This window comes from Synechococcus sp. ATX 2A4, assembly GCF_024346375.1.
Taxonomy (GTDB): Bacteria; Cyanobacteriota; Cyanobacteriia; order PCC-6307; family Cyanobiaceae; genus MW101C3.
In genome coordinates, this window is record NZ_JAGQCV010000001.1 from 27,676 (window position 1) to 45,958 (window position 18,283).

Annotated in this window: 20 protein-coding genes; 10 read left to right on the forward strand and 10 right to left on the reverse strand. The window is 69.6% G+C overall.

The window, feature by feature from the left end:
• Window positions 1–83: 83 nt before the first annotated feature.
• Genes KBY97_RS00150 through KBY97_RS00160 form a run of 3 tightly spaced genes read left to right on the forward strand, consistent with a single transcriptional unit; the run spans window position 84 to window position 5,629 of the window.
• On the forward strand, window positions 84–1,373 hold the full coding sequence (locus KBY97_RS00150; RefSeq protein WP_255144609.1) for an NAD(P)/FAD-dependent oxidoreductase: 1,290 nt from the start codon (window positions 84–86) through the stop codon (window positions 1,371–1,373).
• 27 nt (window positions 1,374–1,400) lie between these two features.
• Window positions 1,401–2,576: an exonuclease SbcCD subunit D gene (locus tag KBY97_RS00155; RefSeq protein ID WP_255144611.1), complete on the forward strand. Its 1,176-nt coding sequence runs from the start codon at window positions 1,401–1,403 to the stop codon at window positions 2,574–2,576.
• A complete protein-coding gene (locus KBY97_RS00160) occupies window positions 2,573–5,629 on the forward strand; it encodes an AAA family ATPase (protein WP_255144612.1) in 3,057 nt (1,018 codons plus the stop codon). The genes KBY97_RS00155 and KBY97_RS00160 overlap by 4 nt, the downstream gene beginning before the upstream one ends.
• Here KBY97_RS00160 and KBY97_RS00165 read toward each other — a convergent pair.
• Genes KBY97_RS00165 through KBY97_RS00195 form a run of 7 tightly spaced genes read right to left on the reverse strand, consistent with a single transcriptional unit; the run spans window position 5,626 to window position 9,681 of the window.
• Window positions 5,626–6,285, reverse strand: coding sequence for an MnhB domain-containing protein (locus tag KBY97_RS00165; RefSeq protein WP_255144613.1), 660 nt, complete (start codon window positions 6,283–6,285; stop codon window positions 5,626–5,628). The genes KBY97_RS00160 and KBY97_RS00165 overlap by 4 nt on opposite strands.
• Window positions 6,282–6,806, reverse strand: coding sequence for a hydrogenase subunit MbhD domain-containing protein (locus KBY97_RS00170; RefSeq protein ID WP_255144615.1), 525 nt, complete (start codon window positions 6,804–6,806; stop codon window positions 6,282–6,284). The genes KBY97_RS00165 and KBY97_RS00170 overlap by 4 nt, the downstream gene beginning before the upstream one ends.
• A complete protein-coding gene (locus KBY97_RS00175) occupies window positions 6,803–7,117 on the reverse strand; it encodes a monovalent cation/H(+) antiporter subunit G (protein WP_255144616.1) in 315 nt (104 codons plus the stop codon). Before KBY97_RS00175 ends, KBY97_RS00170 begins: the two co-directional genes overlap by 4 nt.
• Window positions 7,117–7,365: a hypothetical protein gene (locus KBY97_RS00180; RefSeq protein ID WP_255144618.1), complete on the reverse strand. Its 249-nt coding sequence runs from the start codon at window positions 7,363–7,365 to the stop codon at window positions 7,117–7,119. Before KBY97_RS00180 ends, KBY97_RS00175 begins: the two co-directional genes overlap by 1 nt.
• Complete coding sequence (locus KBY97_RS00185) at window positions 7,362–7,778, reverse strand: Na+/H+ antiporter subunit E (protein WP_255144619.1); 417 nt, start codon at window positions 7,776–7,778, stop codon at window positions 7,362–7,364. Before KBY97_RS00185 ends, KBY97_RS00180 begins: the two co-directional genes overlap by 4 nt.
• Window positions 7,775–9,265 carry a proton-conducting transporter membrane subunit gene (locus tag KBY97_RS00190; protein WP_255144620.1) on the reverse strand — a complete coding sequence of 497 codons (1,491 nt, stop codon included), beginning with the start codon at window positions 9,263–9,265 and terminating at the stop codon, window positions 7,775–7,777. Before KBY97_RS00190 ends, KBY97_RS00185 begins: the two co-directional genes overlap by 4 nt.
• Window positions 9,266–9,276: 11 nt before the next feature.
• Window positions 9,277–9,681 carry a cation:proton antiporter subunit C gene (locus KBY97_RS00195; protein WP_255144621.1) on the reverse strand — a complete coding sequence of 135 codons (405 nt, stop codon included), beginning with the start codon at window positions 9,679–9,681 and terminating at the stop codon, window positions 9,277–9,279.
• Between the two features lie 480 nt (window positions 9,682–10,161).
• Between KBY97_RS00195 and KBY97_RS00200 the strand changes: the two genes are divergently transcribed.
• From KBY97_RS00200 to KBY97_RS00215, 4 genes are read left to right on the forward strand one after another with little or no spacing between them, the layout of a single operon-like run.
• Window positions 10,162–10,638, forward strand: a complete 477-nt coding sequence (locus tag KBY97_RS00200; RefSeq protein ID WP_255144622.1) for a hypothetical protein — start codon at window positions 10,162–10,164, stop codon at window positions 10,636–10,638.
• Entirely contained in the window at window positions 10,635–11,678 is a 1,044-nt protein-coding gene (gene acsF, locus KBY97_RS00205; RefSeq protein ID WP_255144623.1) for a magnesium-protoporphyrin IX monomethyl ester (oxidative) cyclase, read from the forward strand. Before KBY97_RS00200 ends, acsF begins: the two co-directional genes overlap by 4 nt.
• Window positions 11,675–12,652, forward strand: a complete 978-nt coding sequence (locus KBY97_RS00210; protein ID WP_315857121.1) for a hypothetical protein — start codon at window positions 11,675–11,677, stop codon at window positions 12,650–12,652. Before acsF ends, KBY97_RS00210 begins: the two co-directional genes overlap by 4 nt.
• A gap of 7 nt (window positions 12,653–12,659) precedes the next feature.
• A complete protein-coding gene (locus tag KBY97_RS00215; protein ID WP_255144625.1) occupies window positions 12,660–13,340 on the forward strand; it encodes a long-chain fatty aldehyde decarbonylase in 681 nt (226 codons plus the stop codon).
• Here the strand turns inward: KBY97_RS00215 and KBY97_RS00220 are convergent.
• Window positions 13,243–13,665 carry a Mo-dependent nitrogenase C-terminal domain-containing protein gene (locus KBY97_RS00220; protein WP_255144626.1) on the reverse strand — a complete coding sequence of 141 codons (423 nt, stop codon included), beginning with the start codon at window positions 13,663–13,665 and terminating at the stop codon, window positions 13,243–13,245. The two genes, KBY97_RS00215 and KBY97_RS00220, sit on opposite strands and share 98 nt — an antisense overlap.
• A gap of 165 nt (window positions 13,666–13,830) precedes the next feature.
• On the reverse strand, window positions 13,831–14,196 hold the full coding sequence (locus tag KBY97_RS00225) for a hypothetical protein (RefSeq protein WP_255144628.1): 366 nt from the start codon (window positions 14,194–14,196) through the stop codon (window positions 13,831–13,833).
• Between the two features lie 109 nt (window positions 14,197–14,305).
• Between KBY97_RS00225 and KBY97_RS00230 the strand changes: the two genes are divergently transcribed.
• Together KBY97_RS00230 and hemN are read left to right on the forward strand one after the other, a co-directional pair.
• Window positions 14,306–15,022, forward strand: coding sequence for a biliverdin-producing heme oxygenase (locus KBY97_RS00230; protein ID WP_255144629.1), 717 nt, complete (start codon window positions 14,306–14,308; stop codon window positions 15,020–15,022).
• Between the two features lie 70 nt (window positions 15,023–15,092).
• Window positions 15,093–16,511, forward strand: coding sequence for an oxygen-independent coproporphyrinogen III oxidase (gene hemN, locus KBY97_RS00235; RefSeq protein WP_255144630.1), 1,419 nt, complete (start codon window positions 15,093–15,095; stop codon window positions 16,509–16,511).
• A 35-nt stretch (window positions 16,512–16,546) separates the two neighbouring features.
• Here the strand turns inward: hemN and KBY97_RS00240 are convergent, their stop codons facing one another.
• The gene (locus tag KBY97_RS00240; RefSeq protein ID WP_315857122.1) at window positions 16,547–16,903 is read right to left on the reverse strand and encodes a metalloregulator ArsR/SmtB family transcription factor; all 357 of its coding nucleotides are present in this window, start codon (window positions 16,901–16,903) and stop codon (window positions 16,547–16,549) included.
• A 191-nt stretch (window positions 16,904–17,094) separates the two neighbouring features.
• On the opposite strand from KBY97_RS00240, the gene KBY97_RS00245 reads away from it, so the two are divergent.
• Window positions 17,095–18,276, forward strand: coding sequence for an MBL fold metallo-hydrolase (locus KBY97_RS00245; RefSeq protein WP_255144633.1), 1,182 nt, complete (start codon window positions 17,095–17,097; stop codon window positions 18,274–18,276).
• Window positions 18,277–18,283: the final 7 nt, after the last annotated feature.

Genomic DNA, 18,283 nt, shown 5'->3' on the forward strand with positions numbered 1-18,283 from the left:
GGGCCTGAACGCGTCGGTTCGTGTGCGATCTGGACTGGCCCGTGCTGGCCTGGCTAGGGATAGGCCAACGCCGGTGGATCCCAGTGGCAGAACCCAGCAGCGAGCGCCACCACCGGGTGCTGATCGTGGGCGGTGGTGCCGGCGGGATCACCGTGGCGGCCCAGCTGCTGCGGGCCCGGCCTGGCCTGGATGTGGCGATCCTCGAGCCCGCCACCGTTCACGACTACCAGTCCGGCTGGATCCCCGCCGGCGCCGGCCTGCTGCCGCTCGCCTCCACCCACCGCCCCGAAGCCAGCGTGATCCCGCCGGGGGCCTGCTGGATCCAGAGCAGCGCCGCCCGCTTCGAGCCCGAGGCCCAGCGGGTGATCACGGCTGCCGGGGAGGTGCTCCGCTACGACGCGCTGGTGGTGGCGATCGGGCTCCAGCTCGACTGGGGCCGCATCAAGGGCCTGCCGGAGGCGCTCGGCCAGCACGGCATCGTCAGCACCTATTCCCGCGATCACATCACCGCCACCTGGGCGGCGATCCGCGGCTTCCAGGGGGGAACCGCCCTGTTCACCCATCCCGCCACACCGATCAAGTGCGGCGGCGCGCCCCAGAAGGTGAGGTACCTCGCCGACGACGTGTTTCAGGCCAGCAGCGGCGTGGGCGTCAACACCCAGGTGATCTTCTGCACCGCCATGGCGAAGCTCTATCCAGTGGAGGCCTACAACACCACGGTGGAGCAGATCGTGGCGCGCCGTCACATCGACGCCCGCACGCTCCACAACCTGATCGACGTGCGGGCCACCGAGCAGGTGGCGGTGTTCGAAGTGAGTGAGCCCGGCGGCGAGCCCCGCCACGAGGAGATCCGCTTCGATCTGCTGCATGTGGTGCCGCCGATGGCGGCGCCGGATGTGGTGGCCAGCAGCCCCTTGGCGATCACCGGGCCCGGCGGCTGGGTGGAGGTGCACAAGCTCACCTGCCAGCACAAGCGCTACGCCGATGTGTTCGCGCTCGGCGATGTCAGCTCGCTGCCCACCGCCAAAAGCCTCGCCGCCGTGCGCGGCCAGGCGCCGGTGCTGGTGGCCAACCTGCTGGCCCGGCTCGATGGCCGCGCGCTGCTGGCCCACTACGACGGCTACACCGCCTGCCCGTTGATCACCAGCTTCCACAGCGTGGTGATGGCCGAATTCGACTACACCCTCCAGCCGGTGAGTTCCTTCCTGGTGGATCCCACCAAGGAGCGCTGGAGCATGTTCCTGGTGGAAACGCGGATCTTTCCCTGGGTGTACTGGCACCGGGTGCTGAAGGGCCGCCTGCACGAAAGCCGCTTCCTCAAACCGTTCGCGCCGCTGGTGCGGGCGCTGGGGCTGGCGCGCCGGGAGCCGTAGGCGCCTGCCCCTGCCTACCTTGGCCCCATGCGTCTGCTGCACACCTCCGACTGGCACCTGGGCCGCAGCTTTCACGGCGTTTCGCTGCTGGACGAGCAGGCGGCGGCGATCGCGCGGATCGTGGCGCTCGCCTCTGAGCACCAGGTGGAGGCGGTGCTGATCGCCGGCGACCTCTACGACCGCGCCATTCCCCCCGCCGAAGCGGTGGCGCTCTTCAATGACGCCCTCGCCCGGCTGAGCGCCGGTGGCACGGCGGTGGTGGCCATCGCCGGCAACCATGATTCCCATGTGCGGGTGTCGGTGTACGACCCCTTGCTCTGCGCCTTCAAGGTGACGGTGCGGGGCGATGTGCGCCGCGCCCAGGAGCCGGTGCTGGTGCACCCCAAAGGCGGCGGCGCGCCGGTGGCGATCTACCCCCTGCCCTACCTGGAGCCATCGGTGGACGGCCCCGCCCTCTCGGGGGCACCCGGCCGCCTGCGCCATGAGGAGGTCACCCGCCTGGCCCTCGCCCGCCTGCGCGCCGACCTGAGCGCGCGGCCCGGCCACCGCGCCGTGCTGGTGGCCCACACCTTCGTGGCCGGTGGCGCCAGCTGTGAGTCGGAGCGGGAGCTCACCGTGGGCAACGTGGACCGGGTCAGCGTGGAGGCCTTCGCCGGCTTCGACTACGTGGCCCTCGGCCACCTGCACCGCTCCCAGCAGCTCGATGGCCCCCGGGTGGCCTATTCCGGCACACCCCTGCCCTATTCCTTCTCCGAACAGGACCACATCAAATCGGTGCGGATCGTGGAACTGGCCGCCAGCCCCGGCGCACCGGAACCGGCAGCCGTGCAGGTGATTCCGCTGCAGGTGGGCCGGCCGCTCTGCACCCTGCGCGGCCCGATCGAAGCGCTCTGCAGTGATCCCGCCCACGCCGCCGCCGAGCCCGCCCGGGTGCGGGCGATCCTCACCGACGACGCCCTGCCGCTGCAGGCCATGGCCCGCCTGCGCGCCCGCTTCCCCTACATCGCCGAGCTGCGCCACGAGCCGCCGCAGCGGGCCCACGCCAGCGGCGATGAACGGCGCCGCCAGGTGCGGCAGGCCAGCTCGCCCCTTGCCCTCACCACCGATTTCTTCAACGACCAGCAGGGCCGGCCGCCCAGCACTGCCGAGGCGGAACTGCTGGAGGCCGCCCTGGCGCAGGCGCTGCGGGGAGGGGAGCGGTGAAGCCGCACCAGCTGTCGATCGAGGCCTTCGGGCCCTACGCCGATCCGGTGACGATCGATTTCGATGCGCTCGCTGCCGAAGGGTTGTTCCTGATCCATGGCACCACCGGCGCCGGCAAGACCTTCCTGCTCGACGCCCTCTGCTTCGCCCTTTATGGAGAAGTATCGGGCGATCGCAGCGTCAAGGGGCTGCGCTCCGATCACGCCGCTCCCGGCGCCGTGCCGCGCGTGAGCCTGGCGTTCTCCTGCGGTGAGGCCCGCTACCGGGTGGAGCGCAGCCCTGCCCACACCGCCGCCAAGGCCCGCGGCCACGGCTTCGTCGACAAGCCACCGCAGGCGCTGCTGATGCGGCTGGCTGCCAACGGCGCGGAGCAGCCGGTGGCGGCGAAAACCACCGAGGTGAGCCGTGAAGTGGAGCAGCTGGTGGGGCTCAACGCCGCCCAGTTCCGCCAGGTGATCCTGCTGCCCCAGGGGCGCTTCGCCGAGGTGCTGCGCGCCAAAGCCGACGACCGCGAAGCCCTGCTCAAGACCCTCTTCGACACCGTCCTCTACGAACGGGCCGGCTGGTGGCTCGACGACCAGGCCAAGGCGGCGCGCCTGGCCGTTCAGCAGCAACACGATGCCCAGGCCGTGCTGCGCGACCAGGCCGGCCACGCCTGGCTGCCGTATGCAGAGGCGGCGGAACACGCGGAGGCGGCTGGGTCTGCGGCGCTGGTGGAGGGCCAGGGGCCTGGGGGGTTGGCAGCACCTGCGGATCAGGCCGGCCTCGATGCGTTGGTGGAGCGGATCGCTGCGGTGGTGGAGGCCAGCGCCGCCGCCCGTCACCAGGCGGGCGAAGCCCTCGAGGCGGCGCGTGCCACCAGATCCCAGCACGAGGCGCTGGCGGAGCGCTTCGACAGGCGCGCCACCGCTGCCGCCCAGCTCGCCGAACTGGAGGCAAAGCAGCCGCTGGTGCTCGATTTCCGTCAACGCCTGGCGCGGGCGGAACGGGCCGAAGCGCTGCGCCCCAGCCTGGCGGCCGAGTTGGAGGCACAACAGGCGTTGGCGCAACTGGAGCAGGAGATCCGCAGCGGCCTGCTCCATGCCCGGCGGACCCAGGCGCAGGCCCCGGCACTGCCAAGCGCGGTGCAGGCCCTGGATCTCGCCGTGCTGCCGTCGCCAGAAGCGCTCGGCAGTGCCGGCGCCGATCTGGCGGCCCGGGCCGCCGAGGTGCGGGAACTGGCCAAAAAAGCCCAGGAGGCCACAGGCGCCAGCCAGGCCGCTGCCGCCGCCAGCCAGCGGGCCGCCGCCGCCGAGGCGCAGGCCACCGAGGCCAGCGCCCGGCTGCAGCAATTGCAGGTGCTGCAGCAGCAGGAGCTCGCCGCGCTCGCCGAGGCCCGCACCGCCCACGACCAACTCGACGGCTTGCAGCGCGCCGCCCGTGAGGCCACGGCCCAGGCCGCCGCCGCCGCTGCGATCGCCCCGGCCCAGACCCGGCAGCTGGAGGCGGTGGCCGCCCGCAATGCCGCCGATCAGCGGCTCAATGCCCAGAACGCCGCGCTCAACGCGTTGCGCCGCCGCCAGATCGAGGGCATGGCGGCGCGTCTCGCCGCTGGCCTGGAGGCCGGTGGCCCCTGCCCGGTGTGCGGCTCCACGGCCCACCCGCAGCCGGCCCTGCCCTCCGCCGATGCCGTCAGCGACGGCGAGATCCAGGCGGTGGAGCAGCAGCTGGTGGCCGCCAACACGGCGGTGCGGGCCGCCGGTGTGGCCATGGCCCAGGCCGAGGCGGCGCTGCAGAGCGTGCTGGAGAAAGCTGGTGCTGGCAGCGATGTGGCCGCCGCTGCGCTGGCCGCAAGCGCCGCCAGCGGGGCCCTCGCCGCCGCCAGCGCCCAGGCGGCTCGCCGCGCTGCCCTTGAGCAGGGCACCAAGGCACGTGAGCAACAGGGCCAGGCCCTGCAGCAGGCCATCGAAGCGGCCCGCACGGCGACGGCGCTGGAGCGCAGGGCCCAGCAGGAGGCCAGCGGCCGCGCCGCCGAACTGGTGGCTGCCGTGGCGCAGGAGCTGGGCGCCGGGCTGGATCCCGCCGCGGTGCTGGCGGCCTTCGCGCCGCTGGAGAGCGCCCTGCGCAATTTGATCGCCGCTGCCGCCAGCCACGCCCGGGCCGTGGCCCGCCAGGAGCAGGCGGCGCAGCGGCTCGCCGGCGAACTGGCCGCCTCCCCCTTTGGCAGCGCCAGTGAGGCCAGCGCTGCCTTGATTGACGCCGCCAAGCGCCAGCAGTGGGCGCTGCGGATCGAGGCCTACGACAAGCAGGTGATCGAACTGCAGGGCGCCCTGGCCGCCCCTGACCTGGCCGATGTGCCAGAGCAGCGGCCCGACACCGCCGCTGCTCTGGCGGCGGAAACCCACGCCGATCAGCTGCGCACCACCGCTGTGGAGCGGCACAGCGAAGCGCGGGGCGCCCAGGCTGAAATCCAGCGGCTCACGGCGTTGCACCGGGAGCGGGCCGCCGGCCTGGCGCGGCAGCGGGCCAAAGCGGAGCTGCTCAGCGCCGTGGCCAACCGCTGCCAGGGCAAGGCGGCGCCCTACATCTCCCTGCAGCGCTGGGTGCTCTCCGCCTACCTGGCCGACATCTGCAGCTTCGCCAACCAGCGGCTGACACTGATGACCTCCGGCCGCTACCAGCTGCGCCTCACCGATGAGGGGGGCCACGGCGGCCGCCATGCCGGCCTCGGCCTGCGGGTGCTCGATGCCTACACCGGCGAGGAGCGGGAGGTGAGCAGCCTCTCGGGCGGCGAAACCTTCCAGGCGTCGCTGGCGTTGGCGCTGGGGGTGGCCGACACGGTGCAGGCCCATGCCGGCGGCGTGCCCCTGGAGGCCCTGTTCATCGATGAAGGCTTCGGCAGCCTCGACCCCGACAACCTGCAACTGGCGATGGACGAACTCGACCGCCTGCGCGCAGGCGGTCGCATGATCGGCCTGATCAGCCACGTGGGCGCCCTGCGCGAGCGCATCCGCGGCGGCATCGAGGTGATCGCCGGCGACCGCGGCTCCACGCTGCGGCAAACCAGTGCCTAGAGCAAGCCTCGGTGGCGCACGAACAGCTGCACCATCGCCCAGGAGCCGAGCGTCACTTTGATCGCCACCAGCACATTCAGCAGCGGGATCCAGCTGCCGCCCGCCAGGCTGCCGAATGCGCCGGGCGGCGGCAGCAGACCGCCCAGGGTGAGCGCGGCCAGCAGCACGAAGGCGATCACCGCCACCTTCTCCCACAGGTCGGCGCGGTAGTTGCGGTAAAGGCGATCGGAAAGCACCGCCGAGCCGCTGATCAGCGCCAGCCCGATCGCCGTGCCGCCGGCCACCCCCGCGGCAAACCCACCGCCGGGGGAAAGATGACCGCGCAAGGCCAGCTCCACACCGATCAGGGCCGCGATCGTGCCGCTCAGCTGGCAGAGCACCACCGAGGGCGCATCATCGAGCGCACGCACCGTGGGCTTGGCGGGCTCCCCCGCAAACAGAAACCGCACCCCGATCGACGCCAGCGTGAACACCACCACCTCGGTGACCGTGTCGTAGAGGCGGGTGTAGAGGATCACGCCCGACACCAGGTTCGGCACGTTCGTCTGCTCGACGAGGGTGTTGATCAGCGGCAACACATCGCCCGCCGGCGGCAGCGCCGTCGCCAGCGGGGAGAGGCAAAGGGCGGTGGCCGCCACCAGGTAGAGCCAGGTCATGGGGTTTCGGCCAGTTCGAGGGCGCCGCCGCTCTCCCGCCAGGAGCGGTACCCATCAAGGGCCTGCAGGCGCTTCAGCACGAGTGGGTTCAGCACCACCAGACGCTGACCAGGTTCCAGGCGGCCATGGCAACTGCTGTTGGCACTGAGGGCCAACTCTGCAGGTGGCACCAGCCGCAATCGCAGGCCCGCCGGCTCCAGCCAGGTGCGCAGCAGCTGCTGGCAGTGCGGCGAGGGGGGATCTTGCTCCACAAACGACAGCCGCAGCGCCATCGACGAGCGCAGCGCCACGGCATAGAGCGTGGTGGAGAGCAGGGTGCCCACCAGCGCTTCGGTGATCGCCACGTCCGGCGCCCCCAGCAGGGCGTAGAGCAAGGTGGCCACCGACCCAAGGATGCCGCGCAGCACCAGGGTCTGGTAGGGGTTGGTCTGGCTCACCAGCAACACGGCAGTGAGGGGCAGCAGGGCGGTGATCGGCAGGAGCAGATCCAGTTCCCCCGCCAGGGTCAACGGGAGGCTCATGGGGCGCTGTCCTGCTCGGTGGCTGGCTGGGGCGGCGGCGGCAGGGAGCACGCCGCCAGCACATACCCGAAGATGGTGTTCCACACGACCAACCCCAGCAGGGCCAGGGTGAGCAGCGGCCACTGGCCGGGAATGCGGAGCAGCAGGCCGAGCAGCATCAGCAAGGAGCCCAGCGTGTCGGCCACCGAAAGGGCGTGCAGTTTGCGCAGATAGCTGTGGGTGCCCAGCAGGGGCCAGGTGCCCCAGAACCAGAGCACCAGACCGGCGCCCAGCAGCACCGCACTGGCGTGATCGACCAGGGAGTGGGCCATCACCGCTCCACCCCCCGCAGCAGGTTGGCGAGCAGCAGCATGCCGGCGTTGCCGGCGCTGAGCGCGATCGCCCCCACCAGCCCCAGCATGCGGTCGTCGCGCATCACCGACACCACAAGAATGATCAGCGCCACCTTTGACGACACACTGGAGAAGGCCGCCAGTCGGTCCCACACATCAGAAGGGCGGCAGGCCACGGCGATCGGGATCAGCAGGGCCAGCACCATGCCCCACAGCAACACGGTCATGGTTCGGAGTCCTCCTTGCTGGCGGGGGTGAGGGTGTGGATGCGATACCGCCGGCCGCCATCCTCCAGGCCGAGCACGATCGTGAACGGCGTGAGCGTGATGCGGAACACGTCGAGGAACACCAGCAGCGGCAGGGCCCGATCGGTGGCCGGCTCGCTGTCTTCCCGTTCCACCATGGCCGGGGCCATCACCAGCCGCAGCGCTTCGGCGAACGCCTGCGGGATCGCCAGCAGACCGCGCACCGTGGCCTTCAGCAACACCCGCACCGGCAGGGGCCGCGAGCGCGCCCGGGGCAGCAACAGCGCCACCACCAGCCCGATCAGCAGGTTGAGCCGGCTCAGGTCACTGGTGAGCAGGCACCACAGCGCCAGGCGGAAGGCGGTACTCAGGAGCAGAGGAAGCAGGCGTCTCATCGGTTCAGGATCAGCAGCAGACCGGCCCCCACCACACCGATGCCGCCGAGCAGGTCGGACAGGCCTTCGAGATCCGGCAATCGCAACCTCTCCGGCAGGCGCAACCCCTCAACGAGCGTGTGCAGCCCCCAGCCGCCCAGCAACACCATGGCGCTCTTGGCCACGGCGCTGAACGGCGAGGCGGTCGAGGGCAGGGTTGCAGAACCCATCACCACCAGCGCCAGCACCAGCAGGATCACACCAAGCGACCAGGCGGGTTCAGGGGCTTCACCGCCGGAGCTCAGCCCAACCACCGGCGCCGTCCTGTGGAGCAACGGCGCACCCCAGAAGCGGGCGTACACCGCCACCGTCCCCATGCTCACCAGCGTCACAGCCACCTCCAGCGGCAGAGAGAGCGCCCCAGAGAGGTCCGTCTTGGCCGCAAAGCCCGCCAATGGCGGCAGGCCCACGATCGAGAGCGAGCCGATGCACAGCGGCCACCACACCCCGGCGGGCAGGGGGCGCTCACGCCAGCCCTGCAGCGCCCGGCCGGGGAAGCGACGCGCCACCAGAAACAGCACGGCCTTGGCGGTGCCATGGCTGAGGGCGTAGAAGCCGCCGGCCACCGGTGAGAGCGCCACCAGCCCCATCTGCGACAACGTGCTCCAGGCCAGCAGGCGCTTGGCGTCGGCGTCGGCAAGGGCGAACACCAGACCGAGAACGGCGCTGGCCAGGCCGATGCCCGTGATCACCGGGCCCAGGGCCGGCACGCCGCAACTGAGCCGCAGCAGCGGGGCGATGCCGGCGGTGACCACCACGCCCGAGAGCAGCGCCGACACTTCGGCCGGCGCCTCCGCATGGGTGACGGGCAGCCACAGGCCGGAGAGGAACAGGCCGGATTTCATCAGCAAGCCCACCAGGAGCAACGCCAGGGCGGCGATGCTGGTGGTGCCCGCCACGGCCTCGAAGCGAAAGCTGCCGCGCTCCAGATACACCAAGGCCGCGCCAATCAGGAACAGGGTCATCACCGTGTTGCCAATCAGCAGGTAGCGCAGGGCCACCCACAGCGAGCGGTCGGAGCGGCTGATCAGGATCAGCAGAAAGGCGCTGATCCCCACCACTTCAAGGGTCACGTAGAGGCTGACCAGGTCCATCACCACGAAGGCGGACGACAACCCGCCGTGCAGCACCATCAGCAGCAGCAGAAAAGGGCCGGGCAGCGGCCGCTCCCAGCTGTCGATCACCACGGCACTGCACACCAGGGCATTGAGCAGCAGGAACGGCACCGCGAAGGCATCGGTTTTCAGGGCCACCCCGTAGGCCCCGAGCAGGTCGACGTTGACGGGAAGGCTGCCGAGCTGAATCGCCACCGCCACCGCTGCCGTAGCCAGGCAGCAGAGCAGCGCCAGCCACCGGGCCAGCGGAGGCAACACGGCCGCCAGAAAGGCCGCCAGGAAAGGCAGCAACAGCCAGGCGATCACCATCCCCTTGGCGGAAAGCAGCGGCATGAAGCTGGGCATCAGCGCTGGCCGCCGGTGTCAAAGCTCGCCAGATCCAGGCCGGGATCGATGCGCGAGAGGCGGGTGATCACCACCAGCAGCAGGGCCTGGATCGAAAGGCCGATCACGATTGCCGTGAGGATCACCGCCTGGGGGATGGGGTCGGCCCAGGCCGTTGCCGCGGCAGCATCCGTGGCTGAGGCGACAGCGGTTCCGGTGCCAGCGGGGCCAGGGCCAGCGGCCGAGAGAATCGGGCTGCGCAAACCGGAGCGGGCTCCCACCAGCACGAACAGGGCCACCACCGCAGAGCCAATCACGTCCATCGACATCACCTTGAGGAACAGGTTGCGGCGCAGCAGCAGGCCCGCAAAACCTGCCAGGACCGCCCCCAGGATCAGCAGTTCAAGCAACCGGAAAGGAGCCATGGAGGCGGTGCCAGCCGGCGATCTGCCGGGAATGGGTGGCTCAGACAGTAGCCGTCGTTGCCGTCAACCGTCGCAAAGCCTTTTTCAGGCCAGCGCAGGCGTTGAGAAGCCGTTGAAAAGCCCCTGTGCCGCGGGCGATTTCGGCGATGGTCAATCGCGGCGATCCGCAAGGAGGAGGGAGCCTGCCGAAGTGGCCGGCAGCAGCACAGGTCCAGGCCTTCTCCTGGGCGACCTGCTTGACGCTGGCGAGGGGAGCTGGGGCCAGGCGCCAGCTCGTTGCGGGGATCGATGCAGGGATCGGCGCCGGGATCCCTGCTCGGATCACTGCTCGGATCACTGCTGAAGCCTCTGCGGGGATCGCTGTGGCCCAGAGGCTCAGTAGCTCATTCGCCTAGTGGCTTTTGTTGCCGGATCGCCGCCAGCCGGCTGCCATCCTCTATCATCACGATGTCGTTATAGCGTTGAACAATGCCGCTGGCGTTGACGCTCCCTGCCCCCTCCCCGGCCACGGCGCCCCCTGCGCCGGCAGCACGGCCGGCCGCCCTGCCGCATGGTCTCTGGCGCTGGCGCAGCCGCAGCCGTCCCTGGCCGCGGCTCTGGTCTCAGCGCAGCCAGCTGCTGGAGCGGCAGCACAGCCGGATCGAGGCACTGCTGGAGCAGCTGATCGATGGCGAGGCCCGCACCAGCCTCTGCCAGCAGTTGGTACGGGCGCTGGGCCTGCATCTGCGGCTGGAGGAGCGCTGGCTGGCCGAAGCCGGCTGCCTCTGCCCCGGCCACCGGCTCAGCCACCGCCAGGCGGCCGAGCTCGCCGCCCGCCTCCCTGCCGACAGCGCCGAGCGGCTCAGCTGGCTGCTCGACCTGCAGCAGTGGTTCCACCTGCACCGCTACGGCGCCGATGCCATCGCCTATGCCCGCGCCGCATCCGCCCCCACCCCCTTCATGAGCGCTTCCCGATGACCGCCACCATCAGCCAGTCGGCCGCCGCCGCCACCCCCGCCGCGCCCCACCTGCGCGAAGACCTGCTGACGCCCCGCTTCTACACCACTGAGATCGACAAGGCCGCTCGCACCGACCTGGAGCAGCAGCGGCCCGCCTTCGAGGCGATGCTCGCCGAAATGGAGGCCGACCACAACCGCGAACACTTCGACCGCAAGGCCCCGCTCGACCGGTTGCGCGCCCTCAGCCCGGAAGCCAAGACCGCCTACGAGAGCTATCTGGTGCGCTCCTGTGTGTCGGAGTTCTCCGGCTTTCTGCTGTTCAAGGAGCTCTCGCGCCGCCTGTTTCAGGCCGAGCGTCAGGAGCTGGGCCGCCTGTTCCAGCTGATGGCCCGCGATGAGGCCCGCCATGCCGGCTTCCTCAACCGGGCGCTGGTGGCGGAAGGGATCGAACTCGATCTGCCCAAGCTGAGCACCAAGCGGCCGATCACCTGGTTCCCGCTCAGCTGGGTGCTCTATTCCGTTTTTCTGTCCGAGAAGATCGGCTACTGGCGTTACATCCTGATCGACCGGCACCTCAAAGCCCACCCCGACAACGCCTTTGCGCCGCTGTTTGATTTCTTCGAGCCCTGGTGCCAGGACGAGAACCGCCACGGCGACATCTTCAACCTGCTGATCCGTTGCTGGCCCGGGCTCAAGCAGGGGCTGCGCGGCAAGTTGCTGAGTCGATTCTTTCTTTGGTCGGTGTTTCTCACCCACAGCCTCACCGTGTGTGAGCGGGGCGATTTCTACCGCCTGCTGGGCATGGACCCCCGCCGCTTCGATGCCGAGGTGATGCGCCAGACCAACCGCACCGCCCGCCGCGCCTTCCCCTGGGTGTTCGACCTTGACCAGGGCCAGTACCTGGAGCTGCGCGACCGCCTGGTGACCTGCTTCCAGCAGATGCAGGCACGCAAAGCAGAGCCCGGCGCGCTGCTGGCCAAGCTGGGCCTGAAGCTGCGCTTTGCCGGGTTGCTGCTGCGGCAGTTCTGCCAGCCAATGGTGCCGGCGGAGGGGGCATGACCCACACACCCGCCGGCTTCGAGATCCCGCGCGTGTTCATCGGCTACGACCCGCGCGAGCGGGTGGCGGTGAACGTGCTCGCCGATTCCTTTCAGGCCCGCTCCAGCCTGCCGCTGTTGATCGGCCAGGTGCGGCTCGATCAGCTGGTGGAGGTGTACCAGCGGGAGCGCGATCCGCGTCAGAGCACCGATTTCTCCTTCAGTCGCTTCCTGGTGCCCTGGCTGGCGGGCTACCAGGGCTGGGCCCTGTTCATTGATGCCGACATGCTCTGTCTGGCGGATCTCGCCGAGCTCTGGGCCCTGCGCGACGAGCGCTGTGCGGTGCAGCTGGTCAAGCACCAGCACGTGTGCGCGGAGGGGCTGAAGTTCCAGGGCATGCCCCAGACGCCCTACGGCCGCAAGAACTGGTCGTCAGTGATGCTCTTCAACTGCGCGCGCTGCGCGGCGCTCACGCCGGCGTTTGTGAACACCGCCTCGGGCCTGGAGCTGCACCAGTTCCACTGGCTGGCCGACGAGCAGATCGGCGCATTACCGCCCGAATGGAACGTGCTGGTGGGGGTGCAACCGCTGCCGGCCGCCCCGAAAATCCTGCACTACACCCTGGGTGGCCCCTGGTTCGACGACTGCCTCACCATGCCCAGCTCAGACCAGTGGTTAGCGGCCCGCAGCGCCATGAACGAGCCATTGCACCAGCCAATGATCGAGCCGCTGGCGGTGCCGTTGGCACCGGTCGCTGCAGGGTTGGCGCAGGAGCCTGACTCCACTGGCGCTCGAGTTGCAGATCCAGTCTTTGGTCCGCTTCGAGCCCTAGATCCAGATCCAGCCTCTGCTCCAGACCTTGGCCTGGTTCCAGAACCAGCCCCTGTTTCAGATCCAGCCTTCGTTCCTGCTCCAGTTCCTGTTCGACATCCAACCTCCGAACTAGCTCCTGTTCCCGAATCCGTTCCCGAATCCGTTCCCGTATCCGTTTCCTGAAGCCCCCATGCCCGTTCCTGAGCTCACCCCCGCTTACCGCGACGCCTACGCCCGCATCAACGGCCTCGTGATCGTGGGCGAGGGGTTGGCCGATCGCCATTTCCGCCAGCTGGCGCAGCTGCTGCCCGCAGACGCCGGCGAGCTGCGGCGCCTGGCGGCGATGGAAGGACGCCACGCCGTGGATTTCGTGGGCTGCGGCCGCCAGCTGGCCATTCGCCCCGATCTGCCCCTGGCGCGGCGGCTGTTCGCACCGTTGCACGGGCTCTTCAATGAGGCCCTCAGCGCCGCAGACCCGGTGGGGGCGTTGGTGATTCAGTGCCTGATCGTGGAAAGCTTTGCGGTGGCCGCCTACCGCTGCTACCTGCCGGTGGCCGATGCCTACGCCGCACCGATCACGGCAGCGGTGCTGGCCGATGAGGCCGAACACCTCGACTACGGCGAGCGCCAACTGGCAGCCCGCTTCCCAGCCGTAGCGGCACCGATCACCCGTTGGTGTGAGCGGGCGGTGCCGGTGGCGATGGCGATGCTGCGGGAGGTGCACAGCGATCTCGAAGCGATCGGCATCGACCCCAGCGCGCTGGTGGGGGAATTCATGGGCTGCCTGGGCGGGGCGCTGGAGACGGTCGGTTTCGCCCCACGCCAGGCCACGCGGCTGGCAGCAAGGCTGGCGGCCGTGGCTTGCGCCTGAGCTTGGAGAATTGCCGCCGGACCTGCGGCTGACGATTCTGCTGGCCTTGGTGGTGGCTCTCCTGGTGGGCCTCCAGGCGGCAGAGGGCGCGGAAGCGCAGCGCCATCAGCTCATCAAACAAGGGGTTGATCTGGCAGAGCGGCGGGATGCGCAGCACCGTGCGGCCAGCAATCACCACGTTGCGCTCGAACGGGCAGCGGGCCGGAATCAGGCGCGGCAGCAACCTGGCCAGCAGCACCGAGCGCGGGCCAATGCCATCGAGCCAGTGGCGGAGCCGATCGATCAGCACCCCATGGCGGGGGCCCCGGAGCGGGCTGAGGGTCATGGCGGAAGTCCTGGGCACCAGGGAGGAGTGAGGCAAAGAAGGTGTGGGGCTGGCGATCGGCGGAATCCGGGCACGGGGGCCAGCGTCACCGCCAAACCTTGAAGCGGCCTGGAGGGCTTGGCTGTCGCGCTGGACACCTCGGTGTGGAGGCCCTGAACGAAGGCCTCAGAGCGTCATCGCCGCCAGCGGCGCCCGAGGCGGCAGGCCGCCGGCCCGGTTGTGCAGTTGCTGGGGATCCAGCAGGGCGGTGCTCACGCTGCCGCCGAAGCGCAGCTGCAACCAGGTGATCACCGCTGGATCACCGGCCACCACCGCTTCCTGACCCGCAGCGAATTCCGGCAGCAGGGCCGTCAACACCAGCGGCCGCAGATACCAGAGCTCCACGCTGGCGCCCTGGCGGTCGCGCCGCTCGGCGATCAGTTCCCGCAGCTGGCCGTCCTCGCTGAGCTGGCCGCTGGGGGCCAGCAGCAACGACAGGGGCCGGGCAGCGCAGGCCTGGGGAGCGGAGGGGGTGGAGGGGGAAGCAGCCATGGGCGCTGAACGTTGCAACGAAACCGCAACGACGGAACAACGACATAACGGTAGCGCGATACCGTTTGCTGGTTCGGCCCTCATCCGGCCCCGACCTGTTGCCTTCGCCATGACCACCACGCACCCCAACGCGGCCCCCAGCTCGCTCACCGGTTCCCTCTCCGACCACGCCAGCCCCGCCGACCTGGCAGCACGCAAGGGCTTCGGTCCGCGGGTGCGCCGTCTGCATGGCCGCATCGGCGCTGCCCACCACCAGGCCGAAGGCATGGAATTCTCGCGCGCCCTGCTCGACGGCCAGGCCAGCCCGCTGCAGCTGGCGGCCCTGATCCGCGCCCTGGGACCGGGCTACGCCCTGATCGAGCAGCAGGGCCCCGAACTGGCCGCAGCCCTCGGGGCGATCGATTTCCCCTGGGCGGCCCTGGCCCGCAGCGCCGCCCTCGCCGCCGATGCGGCCGCCCTGGCGTCGGCGCCGGCCAGCCCCCGCTCCGCCGCTGCCGCCCTCTGGCTCGACCATCTGCAGGCCCTGGCCCAGCAGGCCCCACACCGCTTCCTGGCCCACGTCTATGTGCGCTACGGCGGCGACCTCTCGGGCGGCCAGCAGCTGGCCCAGCAGGCCAACGCCATCCTGGCCGCCCACGGCCTGCCGGCGGTGCGCTTCTGGGCGTTCGATCAGCCCCTGCCCACGCTCAAGGCCGCCCTGCACGACGCGTTCGAGCAACTCGACTTGAGCGAGGCGGAAGAGAGCGAGCTGCTCGATGAAGCCGTGGTGGCCTTCCAGGACACCCAACGCCTGCTGGCCGAACTGGGCGAACTGGGCGCGGCCTGAGTCCCTTCACACCCCCCACCGCCCCCTTCGCTGCCCGTCCCCCGTCTCCTGCCCCCGCCGCCGACCACCCATGCCCACCACCGCGCCTGCCCGCCTCGATCCGCTGCAGCTGCTGCTGAAGCACGACAAGCCCGTACCCCGCTACACCAGCTACCCCACCGCCGCCAGCTTCCACACCGGTGTGGGCCCCAGCGAGCTGGCGGCGGAGCTGGCCAGGCCCAGCAGCGAGCCCCTGTCGCTCTACGTTCACATCCCCTTCTGCCGCCATGCCTGCTGGTACTGCGGTTGCAACCGGATCACCACCCAGGCCGGCTCCAAGGTGGTGGGCCCCTACCTGCAGGCGTTGGGCCGGGAGCTGGAGCTGGTCCAGCAGGCGTCGGGCCAGCGCCGCCGCCTTGGTCAGCTGCACTGGGGCGGCGGTACCCCCAACTACCTGAGCGGGGCGGAGCAGGCGGAGCTATGGGCGCTGATCGCCCGCCACTTCGATCTGGATCCGAACCTGGAAGCCTCGATCGAGGTGAATCCGGAATTCCTCAGCCGCGAGGAGGTGCTGGGCCTGCGCCAGCTCGGCTTCAACCGCATCAGTTTCGGCATTCAGGACGCCGATCCTGAAGTGCAGGCCGCGGTGAACCGGATCGTGCCGCCCGATCAGCTGCGGCGGGCGATGGGCTGGATGCGGGAGGCGGGCTTCGAGAGCGTGAACGTGGATCTGATCTGCGGCCTGCCGCTGCAGACGCCGGCGCGCTTCGCCACCACGATCGCCCTGGTGGAAGAGCTGCGGCCTGATCGGGTGTCGTTGTTCAGCTTTGCCTACCTGCCCGAGCAACTGCCGCTGCAGCGCAAGATCGCCGCCGATGATCTGCCCAGCCAGCGCGAGCGGGTGCAGATTTTGCAGGGCGCCTACGACGCCTTCACCAGCGGCGGCTACGACGCCATCGGCATGGACCACTTCGCCCTGACCGGCGACAGCCTGGCCGTGGCCGCCCGGGCCGGCCGATTGCACCGCAATTTCCAGGGCTACACCACCGGCGGGGAGCTCGACCTGCTGGCGATCGGCGTCACGGCGATCAGCCAGTACCCCACGTTGTTCAGCCAGAACCAGCGGGATCTCAAGGCCTACATGGCGGCGCTTGATGCCGGCGTGCTGCCGGTGGAGCGGGGGCTGGTGGTACGGGATCCAGACGAACTGCTCCGCCGCCGTATCATTCAGCGGTTGATGTGCGATTTTCGCGTTGATTTCGGCCACCTGAGCGGCGGAGATCGGCCCGGCGAAGGTAGAGATCGCACTGACGCAGCAGACACCATCAACGGCCCGCAGCGGTTTGCGGCCGAGTGGGCAGATCTGCAGACCCTGGAGGCCGATGGCCTGCTGCAACTGGAGCGCAATGGCTTCCGTGTGAGCACCGAAGGACGCTGGTTGATTCGCACGATCGCCGCTGTGTTCGACCCCCGGCAACGGCTGCGGGCCAGCGGGTCACGGTTGATCTGAACGGTTGATCGGAACAGTTGATCTGAGCCGTGAAATCAGGCGGCCTGCAGGTGCTCGAGCTGCTGTTCGAGGCGTTCCCGCAGGCGGCCCATCACCAGCACACAGAGATCATCCACCAACGGCTCATCGGCGGTGTAAATCAAGCGGGTGCCCTCGCGTTCACAACGCACCAATCCCGCCCGTTGCAGCTGGCTGAGCTGGCGACTGATATGGGATTGACTGAAGCCGGTGGAGCCAATCAGGGAAGCCACATCCTGGGGGCCCGTCTTCAAGAGGCAGAGCAATTGCAGCCTCGCCGGCTCACTCAGCAAACGAAAGAACTGGCTGAGTTCTTCCAGAAGCTGGGGGGTTGGAATGAGCCCATCGGCTGCAGCGCCCATTACGAAAAACATCTAGCAATGCCGACCATCATGCCGTGAGACTTCGCATTTTGGTGTGGGGCCAGACCCTTTTCATTGCATGAGAGAACCGTACCAAAACTGGGAACTCCAACCGCCAGAAAGAATTTGTTGCAAGTTCTGGGTTGCAAGTTCTGGAATATGCGGCTATGCTCATAGCAGCATAGAAGCGGTCTCCGATGTCCATGGCTCCTCTCACCTCCCCCGGGCCAGCACCTACGGCCACCTCTGGTTCCCAGCTGCTGGTGGCAGCCGCCGGCGGCGCCCCGCTGCTGATGCGCCAGCTCTTCGACGCAGACACCGGCACCTTCACCTACCTGCTCGCCGATGTCTCCAGCGCAGAGGCGGTGCTGATTGACAGCGTGTTTGAGCAGCACGAGCGGGATCTCTCCCTGGTTCGCGAACTGGGCGTCCGCCTCGTCGCCTGCCTCGACACCCACGCCCACGCCGATCACATCACCGGCAGCTGGCTGATGCGGCAGGCCACCGGATGCGCCATCGGCCTGGCGCAGGTTGTCGGCGCTGAAAACGTCACCTTGCCATTGAGCCACGGCGACGCCGTGGACTTCGGCGGGCGGCACCTGGAGGTGCGGGCCACCCCCGGCCACACCGATGGCTGCCTCACCTACGTGCTCGACGACGAACGCATGGCCTTCACCGGCGACGCCCTGCTGGTGCGCGGTTGCGGCCGCTGTGATTTTCAGCAAGGCAACGCCCAGTCACTGTTTCATTCGATCACCGAGCAGATCTTCTCCCTGCCTGAAAGTTGCCTGCTGTACCCCGGCCACGACTACGCCGGTCGCAGCGTCACCTCGGTGGCGGAAGAGCGGCATTACAACAGCCGGCTCGGCGGCGGCGCCAATGAACGCGACTTCGTGATCTACATGGCGAACCTGCACCTGGCCCATCCCCACCGCATCGCCGAAGCGCTGCCCGCGAACCTGCGCTGCGGCAAGCCCCGCGCCAGCGCGTCCGGCGCCAGCCAGCCGCAGCTCACCACTGAGAACTGGGCGCCGATTGAGCGCAGCTACGCGGGCCTGCCGGAGCTGCCGCCCAGCTGGGTGGGCGAGCACCTCGATGCCGTTCAGCTCCTGGACGTGCGCTCTTCCGAGGAGGCCTCAGGCCCCGACGGCTCCATCCCCGGCAGCCAACTGATCCCGCTGCCGGAGCTGACGGCGCGCGCCGCTGAGCTGTCGGCCGAGCGGCCTGTGGTGGTGGTCTGCCACTCCGGCTCCCGCTCCGCCCTCGCCACCCAGAAACTGCTCAAGGCCGGCTTCACCCAGGTGGCCAACCTGCGTGGCGGCCTGCGCGCCTGGAACGGCGTCGGCCTGCCAATGGTGCAGCAGCTCCCCAGCTCCAACGCCTGAATCCCCC